This window comes from Paenibacillus sp. CF095, assembly GCF_900101225.1.
Lineage (GTDB): Bacteria > Bacillota > Bacilli > Paenibacillales > Paenibacillaceae > Paenibacillus.
In genome coordinates, this window is the sequence record NZ_FMZN01000004.1 from 93,557 (window position 1) to 108,066 (window position 14,510).

Sequence of the window (14,510 nt, forward strand, 5' to 3'; positions counted from 1 at the left end):
ATTACAATGAGATAAAGCAAACATGAAGGAGGCCTTTTTAATGAAAGAACAGACTTATTTTGAACAAAATAGAGAAAAACACCTGGCAGAACTGAATGAATGGTTGTCCATTCCAAGTATTTCCGCCATTTCCGAGCATAAAGAGGATGTTAATCGTGCAGCACAATGGGCAGCAGATGCACTCACACGTGCAGGTATGGAAAACGTAGAGGTCATTCAAACAGCTGGACATCCGATTGTCTATGCAGATCACCTGCATGCACCCGGCAAACCAACGGCTCTGATCTACGGTCACTATGATGTACAACCTGTAGACCCCCTTAATCTGTGGGAGACGCCTCCTTTCGAACCTACCGTTCGTGATGGCAAGCTGTATGCCCGTGGTGCGACGGATGACAAAGGACAGATTTTCCTACATATCAAGGCAGTAGAAGCCATTCTCGCCGAAAACAAAGAACTTCCGGTTAACATCAAGTTCTGCATCGAAGGCGAAGAGGAAATCTCCAGCCCGAACTTGCCCATCTATCTTAATGATAATACAGACAAGCTGCGTGCAGACATGGTACTGATCTCGGATACGTCCCTGCTTGAAAAAGGTAAACCGGCGATCTCCACTGGCCTGCGCGGCCTCTGCTCGCTTCACGTAGATCTGAACACAGCCAATACCGACTTGCACTCCGGTTCATTTGGTGGTGGTGTACCTAACGCACTGCACGCACTCGTATCTCTGCTCGCTTCGCTGCATGATGAGCAAGGTCGTGTAAGTGTAGACGGTTTCTACGACGGCGTTCTGCCACTGTCTCCTGAGATGAGAGAAGAATTTGTAAAACAAGGCTTCAATGAAGAACAGCTTCGTCAAGACCTTGGGCTGGAGCAATTGTACGGCGAAGAAGGTTACTCGTTCGTGGAACGTGTTGGCGCTCGTCCAACATTGGAATTAAACGGCGTATGGGGCGGTTTCCAAGGCGAAGGTAGCAAAACGGTTATTCCAAAGGAAGCTCATGCCAAAATTACATGCCGCCTTGTGGCGGATCAAGATCCACAACATGTATTGGATCGTATCGAAGCACATCTGCGCGCTCACGTTCAACCGGGTGCAACGCTGCATGTGAAACAGATTGAAAAAGCTTTTGCTTTCAACACTGATCCTTCCAATCCAATTCTGCAAAAAGCGGCAGATGCGTATGAGCACGTGTATGGCGTTCGTGCCCTCTTTACCAAAGATGGCGGCTCCATTCCGATTGTTGAGAAGCTCTCACGTGTACTCGAAATCCCTGCTGTTATGATGGGCTTTGGTTTGCCGGATGAGAATCTGCATGCACCGAATGAGCACTTCAACCTGGAGAACTTTGATAAAGGGTTGTTGACGATTGTGCAGTTTCTGAAGAGTTTGTAATCATCGTGTTTAAAAGCAGTTCATGAGAGCGTGCTGAGTGGACGTTCCGGGGCCGAATCGTTCTTTTGATCGCTGTTATCCCCGGATTTCCTTGATTCCCTTTCTAAAGGGAGAAATCCGGGGATAAAGGCGAACGCTCCGCTTCTTCAGAATCGATTTCGTCCCCTTCACTACGTTGCAGCTTCTCGCAGACTGATTTTAAGATTGAGCCTAACTATTGATTGGTTAGTGTAATGGGGAGAACAAAGGACGGCCTTCGGGTCGTCTTTTTTATTTATTTGATTTATTTGTTTCTTTTTATTGTTTTTTTGTTTCTTTGGTGAAGTTGTTTTTTTGTTTCTTTTTTCTTTTTCTTTTTCTTTGGTGAAATTGTGGTTTTTTTTCGTGGCTGCTTTTTATGAATGGAGACGATGGAGACTTACTTTTAAATGGGTTAGTGTATTAGAGATAAAAACATGGTGACCTTTAGGCCGTTCTTTGAATTTTGTATCGATCATTGCGTACAGTTTGCTTTATTATGGCTTCTTTAAAGGTATGGGTTTAACTTTGAAGGTTAGTGTGATAGATCACAAAACGATGGGCTACTGAACAGTTTTTCGATTTTTTCTCGATCATTTCGTTATCGTTCTTCCTATGACTGATTTTATAGACGGGGTCTCGGTTTTAATGGTTTAGTGTTATAGAGATAATATACGCGACCTTATCGGCCTTTTTTTTAGATTGATTACGTCTCCTTCACTAGGTTTCAGGCTTTTACCATGGTTGCTCTTTATTGTGACTGGTTTTAGACGACGGCTAACTTTTAAGGGATTGTGATAGAGACAACACTAGTGGCCTTTAGGAGTTTATTTGAAGCGATTGATATTCAATATTTAGGATGCACCCTTATGGAATATGGTGCGGATCGGGTAACGAAGATGTTGATAGCTACAGGGGTTTTGTGGATTGGAGGATCTTTCGGATTCCTGCGTTTTGACTTGCTTATACTCGTGACTTCGCTGCGGGGCTTTTGCCATGAGTGTTTACCTGCTGGTGCATACCAGCAAGCTAATCCAAAATGATGAGGTGAATGTTGTGTCTGCTTCTCACCTAACCAAACATGCGCTGGCTCACTCGCTTAAATCACTGATGGAGCACACCCCGCTGAACAAGATTACGGTCAAACATCTGGTTGACCATTGCGGCGTGAACCGGCAAACCTTTTATTATCATTTTCAGGATATTTACGCGCTGCTTGGGTGGATATATCAGACTGAAGCGGTAGAGAGCCTTACGGAGTACCGAAGCTACAGCACATGGACGGACGGATTCCATAAAATCTTTTGTTACATCGAGAACAATAAAACGTTCTGCATCAATACATCGACTCGCTAGGGCGCACCCACTTGGACACATACCTCTATGAAGTAACCCATGATCTGATCATGGGTGTTATTGATGAGCTGGCCTGTGGGATACAGGTCCGCAGTGAGGACAAAGAGTTCGTCGCCAACTTCTATACCTTGGCTTTCACGGGGCTGATCATCCAATGGATGAGGGGCAACATGCAAGAACCGCCAAAACAGATTATTGAGAAGCTCAGTGAGCTAATCGAAGGCAATGTCCTGAGAGCACTGCACAGGTATGAGAATAAGCTGCCATCCACTTAAGGATGCGCGGCTTTTTTCACATGTGATCTATGCCTAGGTTTTAGACACTTTACTACAAGTGACCAAAAATTGGACACTCCCTTTCTTTTGATCATACCTTACGGGACCTGCAAGGTTTACATTAGGGATGTGATTACAGAACCTTTTGGAGGCGAATGATCGTGAAGAAAGAATATGGTAATAAACAGGTCTATTTTGTAGGCGGTGGCATTGCATCATTGGCGGGTGCAGCTTATCTGGTCAGAGATTGTGGCTTTCCTGGAGAACATATTCACATTATCGAAGAAATGCCCATTCTCGGCGGTAGCAATGACGGAGCTGGTAATCCCGATCAAGGATATATCATCCGCGGCGGGCGAATGCTCAATGACGAGGCCTATGAGAATCTGTGGGAGCTGCTGGCTTCCATCCCTTCCATCGACCGTCCGGGCATATCTGTCCGACAGGAAATTACCGAATTTGACGATGCCAATCCCACACATTCCAATGCACGGCTCATCAACCGTGACGGGAAGGTCGAAGATGTGCTCTCGATGGGCTTTGATATGGCCGACCGTTTGGCGATGGGCAAACTGATTATTACTCCTGAAGACACGCTGGGTAAACTGCGCATCAACGACTGGTTTGGCCCTCATTTTTTCAAAACGAACTTCTGGTATATGTGGGCGACCACCTTCGCCTTCCAACCTTGGCATAGCGCCGTGGAATTCAAAAGATACATGCTTCGCTTTTTTCACGAATTCCCAAGAATTCAGACGCTGGAAGGTGTCACCCGCACACCGTTCAACCAATATGACTCGATAATCCTGCCATTGCATAACTACCTGGAGCCGTTTGGCGTAGATTTCACGCTGAAATGTACGGTTACCGATCTGGATTTCAAAGACGGTGACGGCATTACAGTAAGTCGGATGCATGTTCGACGCAACGTTGCCGAGGAGATTATCGACATCAATGAAGGCGATCTGGTCATTGTCACAAACGGTTCGATGACCGAAGGGGCCGACATCGGCTCCATGACTTCCGCCCCGAAACTGAATGGCAAGGGCAGCTCATGGAAGCTGTGGGAGAACATTGCCGCCAAGAAACCGATGCTGGGCAACCCTTCTTCTTTTAATGATCATGTGGATGAGTCCAAATGGGAGTCGTTTACGGTCACCTTCCAGGATTCGGTCTTCTTTGATCTGATGGAGAAATTCACACGCAACCGGGCAGGTACCGGCGCGCTGGTTACTTTCAAGGATTCCAGCTGGTTCATGTCTGTCGTTCTAGCCTTCCAACCGCATTTCCGTGGTCAGCCGGAGCATGTCAACGTATTCTGGGGATACGGATTATATCCGGATAACGTGGGCGATTACGTGAAGAAAAGAATGTGCGACTGTACCGGGGAAGAAATTATGCAGGAGTTGATTGGCCATCTTCATTTCCAGGAACATCATGAGGCCATCATGGCTACCGCCAACTGCATTCCTTGTATGATGCCTTACATCACAGCCCAATTCATGCCAAGACTGAATAGCGACAGACCTAAGGTTGTGCCTGAAGGCTCCACCAACCTGGCCTTTATCAGCCAATTCTGCGAGATTCCCGATGACGTGGTATTCACGGAAGAATATTCGGTCCGGGCAGCACGGATCGCCGTCTACACCCTGCTTGGAGAGAAACGTCCGATTGAGCCGATCAATAAATATCAGTATGATGTCCGGACGCTGTTCAGCAGTTTTGTGACTTCGTTTAGATAATTGCTTATATAGAGAATGTGTGTTGTTGAATTGTATAAAGCAAATAAAGAGAGTTCCGTCAGCTATGACAGGACTCTCTCTTTATGTTTACTCGTTTACTATCTAAACCCAACACATAGCTTTCATGGAAATTGCCAACTGTCGTCTAAAGAACCTCACAAGCCTTATTACTTGAAATTTCGCAGGTTTGAAAATCTAACGAATCGTAGACAACTTATTTGGAGTGTAAGCATGATTTTGTAACGTAATATCGCTCATTTACATTAAATAGCGTGTCTAAGATTCGTTACATTTTGTATGACAGCCAAATCATTGAAATAAGGCTTCGCAGGTTCGTTAGAACTGAGCGACCCTTCGGAGATTACTACTTATGAGATGCACTCGTTGTCATGTCTTGGTGTTTATTTTCATTTTTCGTTGTTACTCATCGCTTATGAGAGCCACATATTATACTCTACTCTTCCTACTCACGCCGCTTATTACAGCCTACATATCACACTTCGCTTATGTGCGGAATGTTGTGAACTTCAACATGTGCACAAGCTTGGATAAATGTGCGATTTCCTGCTGGACTCCAGAGGTGTCCGTACCTGCCATTGCTTGATTCGCTCGCAGCGTTCTACGTGTGTTCAGCATACCTTCGATCAATTTCATGACCGTGTTACGTCCACGATGATCGACAATCATATACTTTTTGCGTGCATCCAGCTCTACCCATACGATATTGCTGAATGATGTGAACAGATGTCTGCGGTACAGCTCCATATCGGTCTCATTGTAATGCTCGCCATAAAAGGCATAATATCCGTGTATGTGCAACTTCTCCGCCAACACTGTGATGAACGGATCATGTTCGAGCATAGCGTTACGTTCCATGTTTCACGCCTCCGTTATGCGTGATCCGCAGATCCCGTCTTTTTGAGATCTATTTTAACATATTGTGCAAGGTGTTGCCTCTCCACAGATAAAAGCCAAGTTTTAACTCCTAAGACTGATGCATCACAAATGAGAGTTATTAGCACGATACTAATTTTCTAAATCTAATATGACTCGCCAATCCGTCTGCCCTTAACCCACACACTCTCAATATCCAGCACCGCATTCAGCAAAACGATATCTGCCTGTTTTCCTTGAGCCAGGGAACCTGTCCGATGATCAATGCCCAGCAGGCGTGCCGGTGTCAGGCTTGCTGCACGTGATGCAGCGTTCAGACTCAGACCCACTTCCTGTACCAGGTAACGGAAACCACGAATCATTGTCAGCGTGCTTCCCGCCAGTGCGCCGCCGTCCTTCAGTCTGGCCTCGCCATGCTTCACGATTACGGGCAGGTCACCGATCTTGTATTCCCCGTCATCCAATCCCGCCGCAGACATGGCATCTGTGATCAACACGAGTTGATCATCATGTTGCTTCAGCTGAGCGAGGATTGAGATCGCCGCAGGGTGAACATGAATGCCGTCGGCAATCACCTCGGCACTGATACGTGGATCACTCAGCACGGCTCCGGCAGCCCCGGGTAACCGATGATGCAACGGTGTCATGGCATTGAATGTATGTACCGCATGATGCAGTCCGGCTTCCACTGCCCGCTCCACCTCTTCATAGGTCGCATCTGTATGGCCAAGTGCCGCTGTAATCCGTTGTTCTCGCAGCCATGAAATGACTTCCAGCCCGCCTTCACGTTCCGGTGCCAACGTAACTTGACGGATCAGGCCAGGATATTGCTTCTCCCATGCTTCGAGCCAAGATACATCAGGCAGTATGATATGTTCCGGATTTTGCGCACCAGGCCATTTCGGACTAAAAAACGGACCTTCCAAGTGTACACCTTCAAGCTGAGCATAAGGCATTTCACCGGAACGGTACCGATTGACCTCAGCAAGTACGTTATCCAGTCGCTCTTTTGGAGCTGTCATGGAAGTCGCAAGCATCGCTGTTGTTCCCTGCGTACTATGGAAAGAAGTGATCTTGTCCAACACCTCAGGGCTTGCGTCCATAAAGTCTTCTCCGTTCCCACCATGCACATGGATATCAATGAATCCAGGCACAATGAGACCACGTTCCGGTACTGACAGCGGCAAAGCCTCGCTCCGAATCTGTTCAGGAAGACCTTCCGGTATCCCAGCATAGATGATTTTCCCATCCCTCCAAGCTAATACACCGTCTTCCAATATCTCATCTGCAAGGAGCAGCTTGCCCCGAAGAAGAGAAATATTTTCATCACGCTGACTCCTAGGTTCATGGCTATTCACCTCGGTCATCTCACCAGCCTCCCAGCTGCACGGTCCAGCAATACCACCACATTTGGATGACATTGCAAAAGCGATGCAGGACAGGCCGTTGTGATTGGGCCCATGAATGCTTCGCGAATAATCTCGGCTTTTTCCTCGCCACGGGCAATGAGCAGAATTTGTTTGGCTTTCAAAATGGTACCAACACCCATCGTAATCGCCTGAGCCGGAACTTCATCAATGCTGTCAAAGAAGCGTGCGTTTGCCTTTCGCGTCTCGTCTTTCAGATCCACAACATGTGTTCGTCCTGTAAGTTCAGTTCCCGGTTCATTGAAGCCAATATGACCATTATGTCCAATGCCAAGCAGTTGCAGATCTACAGGTCCACGATCGTCCAGCCGTTGTTCATAGGAATTACATTCCTGTTCCAGATCGGCAGCCTGACCATCAGGCACTTGCGTTCTAGCAATATCTATATCGATATGTTTGAATAATTGTTCGTTCATGAAACTGCGGTAACTCTCGCGATGTTCTGTTGGAAGTCCAACATACTCATCGAGATTAAAAGAAGAAGCCTGTGAGAAGCTGACAAGCCCCTTCTGGTACAACGTGATAAGCTGTTTATATATGCCCACAGGAGAACTTCCTGTCGCGAGCCCCAGTACAGCCCGTGGTTTGGTTTGCAACAAGCTGGCAATGAGGCCAGCACCCGTGGCGTTCAAGTCTTCTTCATTTTCAAAAATTCGTATATTCATCTTCATCTGTCAGGCACCTCCGTTGTGTTGGACTCGATAAGATTGCACATTATGATAGGATTGTTCCAGTCTGGGGATAAAACGGTCGAAGTCGGCACTTACCATGCCTGTGAACAAAATATCGACCACATGCAGCAGTGCAATACGTGAAGCCATATCTCCACGCCTCATTCCTTCTTCCAGAGAAGAGGTGAACAATGAGATATCCGATACCGTTGCGAGTGTGTTACTTCCATAGGAAGTCAGTGAAATCGTAGAAGCTCCGGCCTCTTTGGCACAATGCAGGGCATCGATGGTCTCCGGTGTTTCGCCTGAATAGGATACGGCCATCGCCACATCTCCCTCGGCGAGCGAAGATGCGGATGTAATCTGCATATGTGAGTCGGAAAAAGCCGTACAGCTCTTGCCGATCCGCACCAGTTTCTGATAGAAATCCTGTGTAACAATCGATGAGGTAGCCACACCGTACAGATCGATGCGGCGAGCCTGGCACAATAATTGAACGGCTTGCTCCAATCTGCCCAAATCCAGCAAACGGGTGGTATCTGCAATCGACGCGAGGTGATTGGCTTCGATAGCTTCAACAATTTTGGATAGGGAATTGCCCGCTACAATATCCTGATACGCCGTTTCATCAGATGCGTGGGACAATTCTGCGGCGAGTTTCATTTTGAAATCGGGGAAGCCTTTAAAATGAAACGACTTGCAAAAGCGGGTCACCGTCGCCGCACTTGTGCCACTCTGCTCTGCCAGATGACTAATCGTCCACCCGGGAATGTCCGATGGAGATTGCATAATGACTTCGGCAATACGTCGCTCCTGAGACGGAAGGTTATTCAGTTCTTGCTGCAACGCACGTAATATGGCTGCCATGAGGACCTCGCTTTATGAAAATTATTTTTATTTATTTTTAATAAATTAAGAAAATCATTTTTATAACTTAATTTTAATCAAGACGATCCTGCAAATCAAGAGGAATTTAACATGACTTTTGCAATGATCTGAGCGTGTATAGCCCCTCACCTGCTTGATACGCATAGTTGATGTCCTTTATATTAAGAATCGAGAGGGGTGCAATTCTAATGAATCGAAGACAACGGGAAAAGCTCATTCCTTCCATCTGGATTATGGCTTCCAAACAAACAGAAGGACACGCCTATTATGCCCTCTATGCTATCGACTGGAAACGCGGAGGTCGGTTGAGTTGGGAAGGTTGGAATCAGCTCGAAGACTTGCTACAATTTCATATTCCGATCAAACGAAAAGCCGGAGGAAGGAAATCCGCTTCCCAACCTGCCGCAAAAATTGCGAAAAGAGCGCTCCATCTTCATCTGAACGAAGCACAATTTGAGGAATTGGAGCAGCTCTTTTATCAGCCATTTTCGAAGAAAAAATGGAGGATGTTCCTTCAAATGAATAGGAATCAATAAGTGTATGGATTCGTTTGTTTCATTTTTTCACGCAAAAACAAAAAAGCCTCTTCCTTCTTTAGTTTAGTTAAAGAATAGGAAAGACTTTCGCGGTACTAAGATTCAATTCGTTTTAATGCAATTTCCATTCAACTAAACGCTCAACTCAAGTTAACTCGGTCTAATTCATGTCATCATATCGTTTTAAGAATTTGCTGGCTAAGCTGGGGACAGTCATTTGATGAACCGATTGATTTTCAATCTCCTCCGCTAGATCGTCATCTGTTAGAGAAACAAAGAACGTAATGTCTGCTTTTGCTTGTCCATATCGGGCAAAAACGTCATCTGCTGTCTCATTCACAACTTTGGCGATGATTCGAATGATCTCATCCTTATACTCCTGGACCTCCTCTGTCGCATACAACAATCGGCTGATGTGGTTAAAGTGCGTATCCTCGCCATATTGATATTCGGAGCAGCCCCATCTGTAATAGATCTCGTCCTGCTCGCTGTCGCACAAACCCTGTTCTTTCATATTGGTAATATGTTTGCTCAATGACTCCTCTGTATTTACCGCCATGAACAGCGTTACCCAATCACTGTCCGTTCCAAATGCACAAGCATATACTTTCTCATCCTGAACCTTAGCCAGCGTTTGTTCCAGATCGGGCAGAAAACCCGCACGAAAATGATCTTCAAATTCATTTAAGAAACGGTCCATTTAGCTCATCCTTCCATTGCTAATATAAGTTGAAATACGGAATAGTTACACTTGCCACTCCGCTGACAGAATAACCTTCCGATCACTGTTATCCCCAGATTTTTTGAATCATTTTTTATAAGGGTGAACATCTGGGGATAAAGGCGAACGCTCTGCTTCTTCAGGTCATTTCTGTCCTCTATGTTCTAATGTAACTGTGTAGTCTAACTGATGGAAATGTGATTTAAGAACCCAATCATCCGTTCAAACCATTGTTTCAATTCTACTGCCTTATCTTCGTATATGTAATCATTATGGTCTACTAAAATATCGAAAACAAGCGATGCTACGTTTCGGATCTTCCCTCAAATTATTTTTAACCTCCCTCATTTCATGGTCCATAGCAGCAAAAAAGCCTTGCCCCATTCTTCATGACAAAGAATAGAGAAAGGCTTTCATGCTGCTACTTAATCCTAACTGTAATTCGCAACTAAATCTTCAGTTCTCCAAGCTTAATCAGCTCGACAACTGCCTGCGAACGACCCTTAACATTGAGTTTCTGCATCACATTCGAAATATGGTTACGCACCGTTTTCTCGCTGATGAATAACTGCCCTGCGATGTCACGCGTTGTTTTGTCTTGAACCAGTAATTCGAATACTTCGCGTTCACGGTGGGTTAACAAAAATTTGCTTTTATGATCGATACCCTTCAATGTTCACCCCTCCTTGCTCGGGTTGTGTTGGTGTAACAAGGTTAAGGGGATACAGTCAACTCATCTTATGTCAGGTCAAGGGCGTTGGTTCAGTTTTATAAGAAAAATGGGCAGGAATTATGTGATTCATTGTCCGAATAGAACGCGTTCAGTGATATATGTATTGGGTTATGTAAAACAAACATGCCCCTGCAGCTGATGTTACCATCTGCGCAAAGGCACACTTGTTCAGTCAAAAAACTACCGATTCATTCGATTCATGACCCCACCATTGTGATTACGGTTCATCAGACCATCGTCAAGGATGCCATCACGGTGATTGGTATCCGTACCGTTGGTTGGGAAAATACGCTCTACCATCGATTGGAATGTATCGATCATGCCACTGACTGGCTTACCATTACGAATATCTGTGGCGTAGTTCTCCACTTGCTCCACAAAATCCGGATTGGCTGATACATATACATTCTCGATGTTCGGTGCAAACTGCTTGATTTTTGCTGAAATCTTACCTTTAATCTCAGCTGATGTGTTATCATCCGTGCTATCTACACGTTGTCCTTCACTTTTCATACCATAATGCCCATCGTCCGTCCCACGTGCTTTGCCACTATTTGTCAGACCACGCATCATACCAATTGTACCTGTGCCCATGGTTCCATAGATGCTGCGGTCATTCCCCATATGGCTGCGATCCGTTGCTGAATTCGTGTTCAGTCCTGGAGCAATTCCGCTAGTGCTGTACGGAGACATTGTGCCCGTACCGCCATTCACACGCATACCACCCATATCGTGATTCATGTTTCCCCCACGCATGGTATCACTGGCATGATTACGCATCGTTCCATTCAGCATGCTCGTACGACCATTGGACTTGCTTTCCAACTTGCCTGCGTGACCATCTGCCAAACGAACGGCCACATAAGCATTACGATCCGTTAACATGACACGGGCAGATTTAACTTCCTTCATCTCCGTGATGCGTTTTGCCAGCTCTTCACTGGATTTCAGGTCAGTGACATTATGCATGCGATAACTTTTCGCACGGATGCCATCCATGCCATTTGTTTCCACACCATAACGGTTAATGCCGTTGGCTTGCTGACGAACACTTTGTGTATGCATATTGTTGGTATCCCGATTCGTGCCACAACCTGTCAAACCGGCCATTACAAAGATCGCAGTAGATAATGATAACGTAATAGCTGTTGCCTTTTTGACTGCTGGCATGTACTCATCCTCCAATGTTTGTTGGTTTTGGTCACAAAGATAGGATGTGCTTCTGTACGTACCGATATGCTGAAAGGATATGGTACCTTACCCTATAGATTCGGGTCTTCTGGTTCTGGTCTTTGTTTATAGTTTTTGATCTGTGGACCGTGAATTTCTTGCTATATAAAATAAAAAAACAGTGCTGCTTGTTCGCAGCACTGCCTCGAAATAATATTTGCATCATAATATTTGCATCTCAACACAATAATATCACTTATCTTCCGCCCCACTCATTTCCCGTCTGTTGATGAGGATGTCGTTGCTTCATTTGCCGAACTTGATGACTCTTCCGAAGAAGTTGTGGATGCTTTAATTGTATCCGGGAATTTCTCGGCTTCCGTTAGACTCGTCGCCTCCATGGCATATGCCCATTGACCATCCGGCGTAATGACCCAGATCTGATCCGATTCGGATGGCACCGTAATTCCTCGATACACATCTCGAACTTGTTGCCCATTGACCGTCTGTTCAACAGACAGGGTGAATCGTGGAACCGAATTCTTCAGCTCGGACGCTTTGCGCACATCATCTGCTGTCGACAAGTTTTTGATTTTGCCGATAAGAGATACGGCATCGGTGGATTCAATCGTTTTTCCATTCAGTGTCCAAGTCTGCTCTGCCGCATCGTTCTTCGATGCCGATGTTAACATCCAGGTAGCTGCTTCACCTTCCCACTCCAGAGACCCAACATTTGTCTCATCCATGTTAAAAGGTGTAGTGTCCAACAAATCACGACGAGACAAAGCCATGCTGGTAATCGCCTCTGTCTGCACGGCAACCACAGGACCCGAATCAACACGCACATAACGTGCATCATCTGCTGGAAGCTGGCCACCAATAGCCAGTTTGATCTCCCGATTATCTTTGAGTTTGATATCCATACGTGTAGCATCTGTTCCTAATCCGTACTTATCCAGATCCGTTGGCGCTTCTTCCACCACCAGTTCCTGATTCGCACTACTCAGAGCATCCAGCCAGCCGCTTACACTGTAACCGTTCAGAGGATAGGCTTTTGGCTCAACCATCTGCCATACGCCATTTTCAAGCGACAAAGTCGAAGATCCTGCTGCACCAGATGTCTCCTCCGTAGTGTCATGTATTGTGATGGATTGGATATCCCCGGATTGAATACCGAGCAATTTGGCTTGTACCGCTTCTTCTTCTCGAAAATAATTTTGACTGGCCGCGTACACCCAGCCCACAATCAGTACGATGACTACCAGAATCGTTGGGACCCATTTTCTCATACCCGTCTGCGCCTCCACCATAAGAGTACACCGATGATAACAAAGATGAGCGGGAACGCTACAATAGCCACGAAGAAAATCGTTCTGGCCTGTTCGCCATTCAGGTATGCCATCTCATACCCGGCTTGTACCCTTGGGCGAATCGTCAATCCATTTTCTTTCTCACTCAGATAGTTTACCGTATTCAAAATAAAGTCCCGATTGCCGCCATTTGCAATTTCCGAATCCTGCATGAAAATGGACGAGCCCAGAATAACCGCCTTCGGTTTACCATCCGTTGTATCGGCTGCATACCCCAGTTCCACTGGTCCCTGAATGTCCTCTTCGGCATCATTGCTTGTTTCATTTTGCAATAAGCCGCCGATATTTGTCTCCCCATAACTGTCATTCGAAGAATGAATTAACGGTGAAAGGGTATATTTATCCTGTTCTTTGCTGGTCAACGCAATCGACAGCGACAACATCGGATACAATTGGCTTGCAGCAAGTTTGTCCGTAATTGCATGTGTACCATACTCCGGCACCACCCAGAGTGGCCCCATCGTACTGGCTTGCTGATTATCCACCATGACCGCATGCTCATCAACGACGCCATAGTCAGCCATCAGAGCATCGATGTTTTTCCAACTGGATTTCATATCTTCCACAAATCCGAGGGATAATAACAGCTTACCTCCATTACTCAGATAGGTGCGAATGGCTTTCATTTCCGTATCACTGAGATCGCGTTGTGGACCAATAATGGCAAGCACATCTGCATCTTCCGGAACTTTCCCGGCCTGATTCAGCTGCAACTCTTCCGTCTGCACATTATTTTGTTCCAAGGAGGATTTCAGCGTAGTCATTTGAGCGAGACTCAGCTCTTCATGTCCGGTCAAAAAGACCATTTTGTGCATTTCGGTGGATGACATATTCATGAGCGCCTGCGTAAGTTTTTCCTCACCTGTGAACTGATATGATCCATCACTGCCGTCACCTGTCGCGGTGAACAAACTGGCGATATCAATCACTTTGTGTTGATCTCCCTGCTCCAGCACAATGGAGCTGCCTGTTATGCCGTATTTGGATGCAAGCGCAGGTTCCTGCGTCAGATTATATTGTTTTATTTTCAACTTGCTGTTACGTTTCGTGTATTCCTCGACCATATCCGTGACCTCACGGTTCAGGACGGTGTTGTTGGCATTTTCGACCGTTAACACCAGAATGTTGACGTCATCCTTCACATTTTTGATCGCAGTAAGGGACTGGTCAGATAACGTGTATTGTTTGTTCGAGGTCAGATCGAGCTGGAAGCCGCCAAGGGAATTCAGGAACAGTGTTAGCAAAATAAAGATGCCAATCACCGCTACGGACAGCACGGTACTGTTGGTATGACTTAACCATTTTTTCATCTT

14 protein-coding genes are annotated in these 14,510 nt (G+C 46.0%); 5 read left to right on the forward strand and 9 right to left on the reverse strand.

The window, feature by feature from the left end:
* Positions 1 to 40 precede the first annotated feature (40 nt).
* From BLS69_RS24925 to BLS69_RS24935, 4 genes are all read left to right on the forward strand, one after another.
* Positions 41 to 1,396 (forward strand): dipeptidase, encoded by a 1,356-nt coding sequence (locus BLS69_RS24925; RefSeq protein WP_091037676.1) that lies wholly within the window; start codon positions 41 to 43, stop codon positions 1,394 to 1,396.
* Positions 1,397 to 2,410: 1,014 nt separating this feature from the next.
* Positions 2,411 to 2,770: a TetR family transcriptional regulator gene (locus BLS69_RS32770; protein WP_256332422.1), complete on the forward strand. Its 360-nt coding sequence runs from the start codon at positions 2,411 to 2,413 to the stop codon at positions 2,768 to 2,770.
* Positions 2,771 to 2,781: 11 nt separating this feature from the next.
* A complete protein-coding gene (locus BLS69_RS32775) occupies positions 2,782 to 3,045 on the forward strand; it encodes a TetR-like C-terminal domain-containing protein (protein ID WP_256332423.1) in 264 nt (87 codons plus the stop codon).
* Between the two features lie 155 nt (positions 3,046 to 3,200).
* The gene (locus BLS69_RS24935) at positions 3,201 to 4,787 is read left to right on the forward strand and encodes an oleate hydratase (protein WP_091037679.1); all 1,587 of its coding nucleotides are present in this window, start codon (positions 3,201 to 3,203) and stop codon (positions 4,785 to 4,787) included.
* Positions 4,788 to 5,291: 504 nt separating this feature from the next.
* On the opposite strand, the gene BLS69_RS24940 is transcribed toward BLS69_RS24935, so the two are convergent.
* The 4 genes from BLS69_RS24940 to BLS69_RS24955 all read right to left on the reverse strand — a co-directional run bounded on the left by BLS69_RS24940 (position 5,292) and on the right by BLS69_RS24955 (position 8,646).
* The gene (locus BLS69_RS24940; protein ID WP_074096289.1) at positions 5,292 to 5,663 is read right to left on the reverse strand and encodes a hypothetical protein; all 372 of its coding nucleotides are present in this window, start codon (positions 5,661 to 5,663) and stop codon (positions 5,292 to 5,294) included.
* 164 nt (positions 5,664 to 5,827) lie between these two features.
* Entirely contained in the window at positions 5,828 to 7,048 is a 1,221-nt protein-coding gene (gene nagA, locus BLS69_RS24945; RefSeq protein ID WP_091037681.1) for an N-acetylglucosamine-6-phosphate deacetylase, read from the reverse strand.
* The gene (gene nagB / locus BLS69_RS24950; protein WP_091037991.1) at positions 7,045 to 7,773 is read right to left on the reverse strand and encodes a glucosamine-6-phosphate deaminase; all 729 of its coding nucleotides are present in this window, start codon (positions 7,771 to 7,773) and stop codon (positions 7,045 to 7,047) included. Before nagB ends, nagA begins: the two co-directional genes overlap by 4 nt.
* A 9-nt stretch (positions 7,774 to 7,782) precedes the next feature.
* Positions 7,783 to 8,646 (reverse strand): MurR/RpiR family transcriptional regulator, encoded by an 864-nt coding sequence (locus BLS69_RS24955; protein ID WP_091037684.1) that lies wholly within the window; start codon positions 8,644 to 8,646, stop codon positions 7,783 to 7,785.
* Positions 8,647 to 8,855: 209 nt separating this feature from the next.
* On the opposite strand from BLS69_RS24955, the gene BLS69_RS24960 reads away from it, so the two are divergent.
* Complete coding sequence (locus tag BLS69_RS24960) at positions 8,856 to 9,203, forward strand: hypothetical protein (protein WP_091037688.1); 348 nt, start codon at positions 8,856 to 8,858, stop codon at positions 9,201 to 9,203.
* Between the two features lie 160 nt (positions 9,204 to 9,363).
* Here the strand turns inward: BLS69_RS24960 and BLS69_RS24965 are convergent, their stop codons facing one another.
* From BLS69_RS24965 to BLS69_RS24985, 5 genes are all read right to left on the reverse strand, one after another.
* The gene (locus BLS69_RS24965; RefSeq protein ID WP_091037690.1) at positions 9,364 to 9,903 is read right to left on the reverse strand and encodes a DUF4303 domain-containing protein; all 540 of its coding nucleotides are present in this window, start codon (positions 9,901 to 9,903) and stop codon (positions 9,364 to 9,366) included.
* A gap of 469 nt (positions 9,904 to 10,372) precedes the next feature.
* Complete coding sequence (locus BLS69_RS24970; RefSeq protein ID WP_017692532.1) at positions 10,373 to 10,597, reverse strand: helix-turn-helix domain-containing protein; 225 nt, start codon at positions 10,595 to 10,597, stop codon at positions 10,373 to 10,375.
* A 240-nt stretch (positions 10,598 to 10,837) separates the two neighbouring features.
* On the reverse strand, positions 10,838 to 11,827 hold the full coding sequence (locus BLS69_RS24975) for a YhcN/YlaJ family sporulation lipoprotein (RefSeq protein WP_091037693.1): 990 nt from the start codon (positions 11,825 to 11,827) through the stop codon (positions 10,838 to 10,840).
* Positions 11,828 to 12,099: 272 nt separating this feature from the next.
* Complete coding sequence (locus BLS69_RS24980; RefSeq protein ID WP_176873011.1) at positions 12,100 to 13,116, reverse strand: DUF4340 domain-containing protein; 1,017 nt, start codon at positions 13,114 to 13,116, stop codon at positions 12,100 to 12,102.
* A complete protein-coding gene (locus BLS69_RS24985; RefSeq protein ID WP_091037698.1) occupies positions 13,113 to 14,507 on the reverse strand; it encodes a GldG family protein in 1,395 nt (464 codons plus the stop codon). Before BLS69_RS24985 ends, BLS69_RS24980 begins: the two co-directional genes overlap by 4 nt.
* Positions 14,508 to 14,510 lie beyond the last annotated feature (3 nt).

Excerpts from the sequence above, each read along its gene's own strand:
- BLS69_RS24925 (WP_091037676.1), top strand. The coding sequence starts at position 41 with ATGAAAGAACAGACTTATTTTGAACAAAATAGAGAAAAACACCTGGCA.
- BLS69_RS32770 (WP_256332422.1), top strand. The coding sequence starts at position 2,411 with ATGAGTGTTTACCTGCTGGTGCATACCAGCAAGCTAATCCAAAATGAT.
- BLS69_RS24935 (WP_091037679.1), top strand. The coding sequence starts at position 3,201 with ATGATCGTGAAGAAAGAATATGGTAATAAACAGGTCTATTTTGTAGGC.
- BLS69_RS24940 (WP_074096289.1), bottom strand. The coding sequence starts at position 5,663 with ATGGAACGTAACGCTATGCTCGAACATGATCCGTTCATCACAGTGTTG.
- nagA (WP_091037681.1), bottom strand. The coding sequence starts at position 7,048 with ATGACCGAGGTGAATAGCCATGAACCTAGGAGTCAGCGTGATGAAAAT.
- nagB (WP_091037991.1), bottom strand. The coding sequence starts at position 7,773 with ATGAATATACGAATTTTTGAAAATGAAGAAGACTTGAACGCCACGGGT.
- BLS69_RS24955 (WP_091037684.1), bottom strand. The coding sequence starts at position 8,646 with ATGGCAGCCATATTACGTGCGTTGCAGCAAGAACTGAATAACCTTCCG.
- BLS69_RS24960 (WP_091037688.1), top strand. The coding sequence starts at position 8,856 with ATGAATCGAAGACAACGGGAAAAGCTCATTCCTTCCATCTGGATTATG.
- BLS69_RS24965 (WP_091037690.1), bottom strand. The coding sequence starts at position 9,903 with ATGGACCGTTTCTTAAATGAATTTGAAGATCATTTTCGTGCGGGTTTT.
- BLS69_RS24975 (WP_091037693.1), bottom strand. The coding sequence starts at position 11,827 with ATGCCAGCAGTCAAAAAGGCAACAGCTATTACGTTATCATTATCTACT.
- BLS69_RS24980 (WP_176873011.1), bottom strand. The coding sequence starts at position 13,116 with ATGAGAAAATGGGTCCCAACGATTCTGGTAGTCATCGTACTGATTGTG.
- BLS69_RS24985 (WP_091037698.1), bottom strand. The coding sequence starts at position 14,507 with ATGAAAAAATGGTTAAGTCATACCAACAGTACCGTGCTGTCCGTAGCG.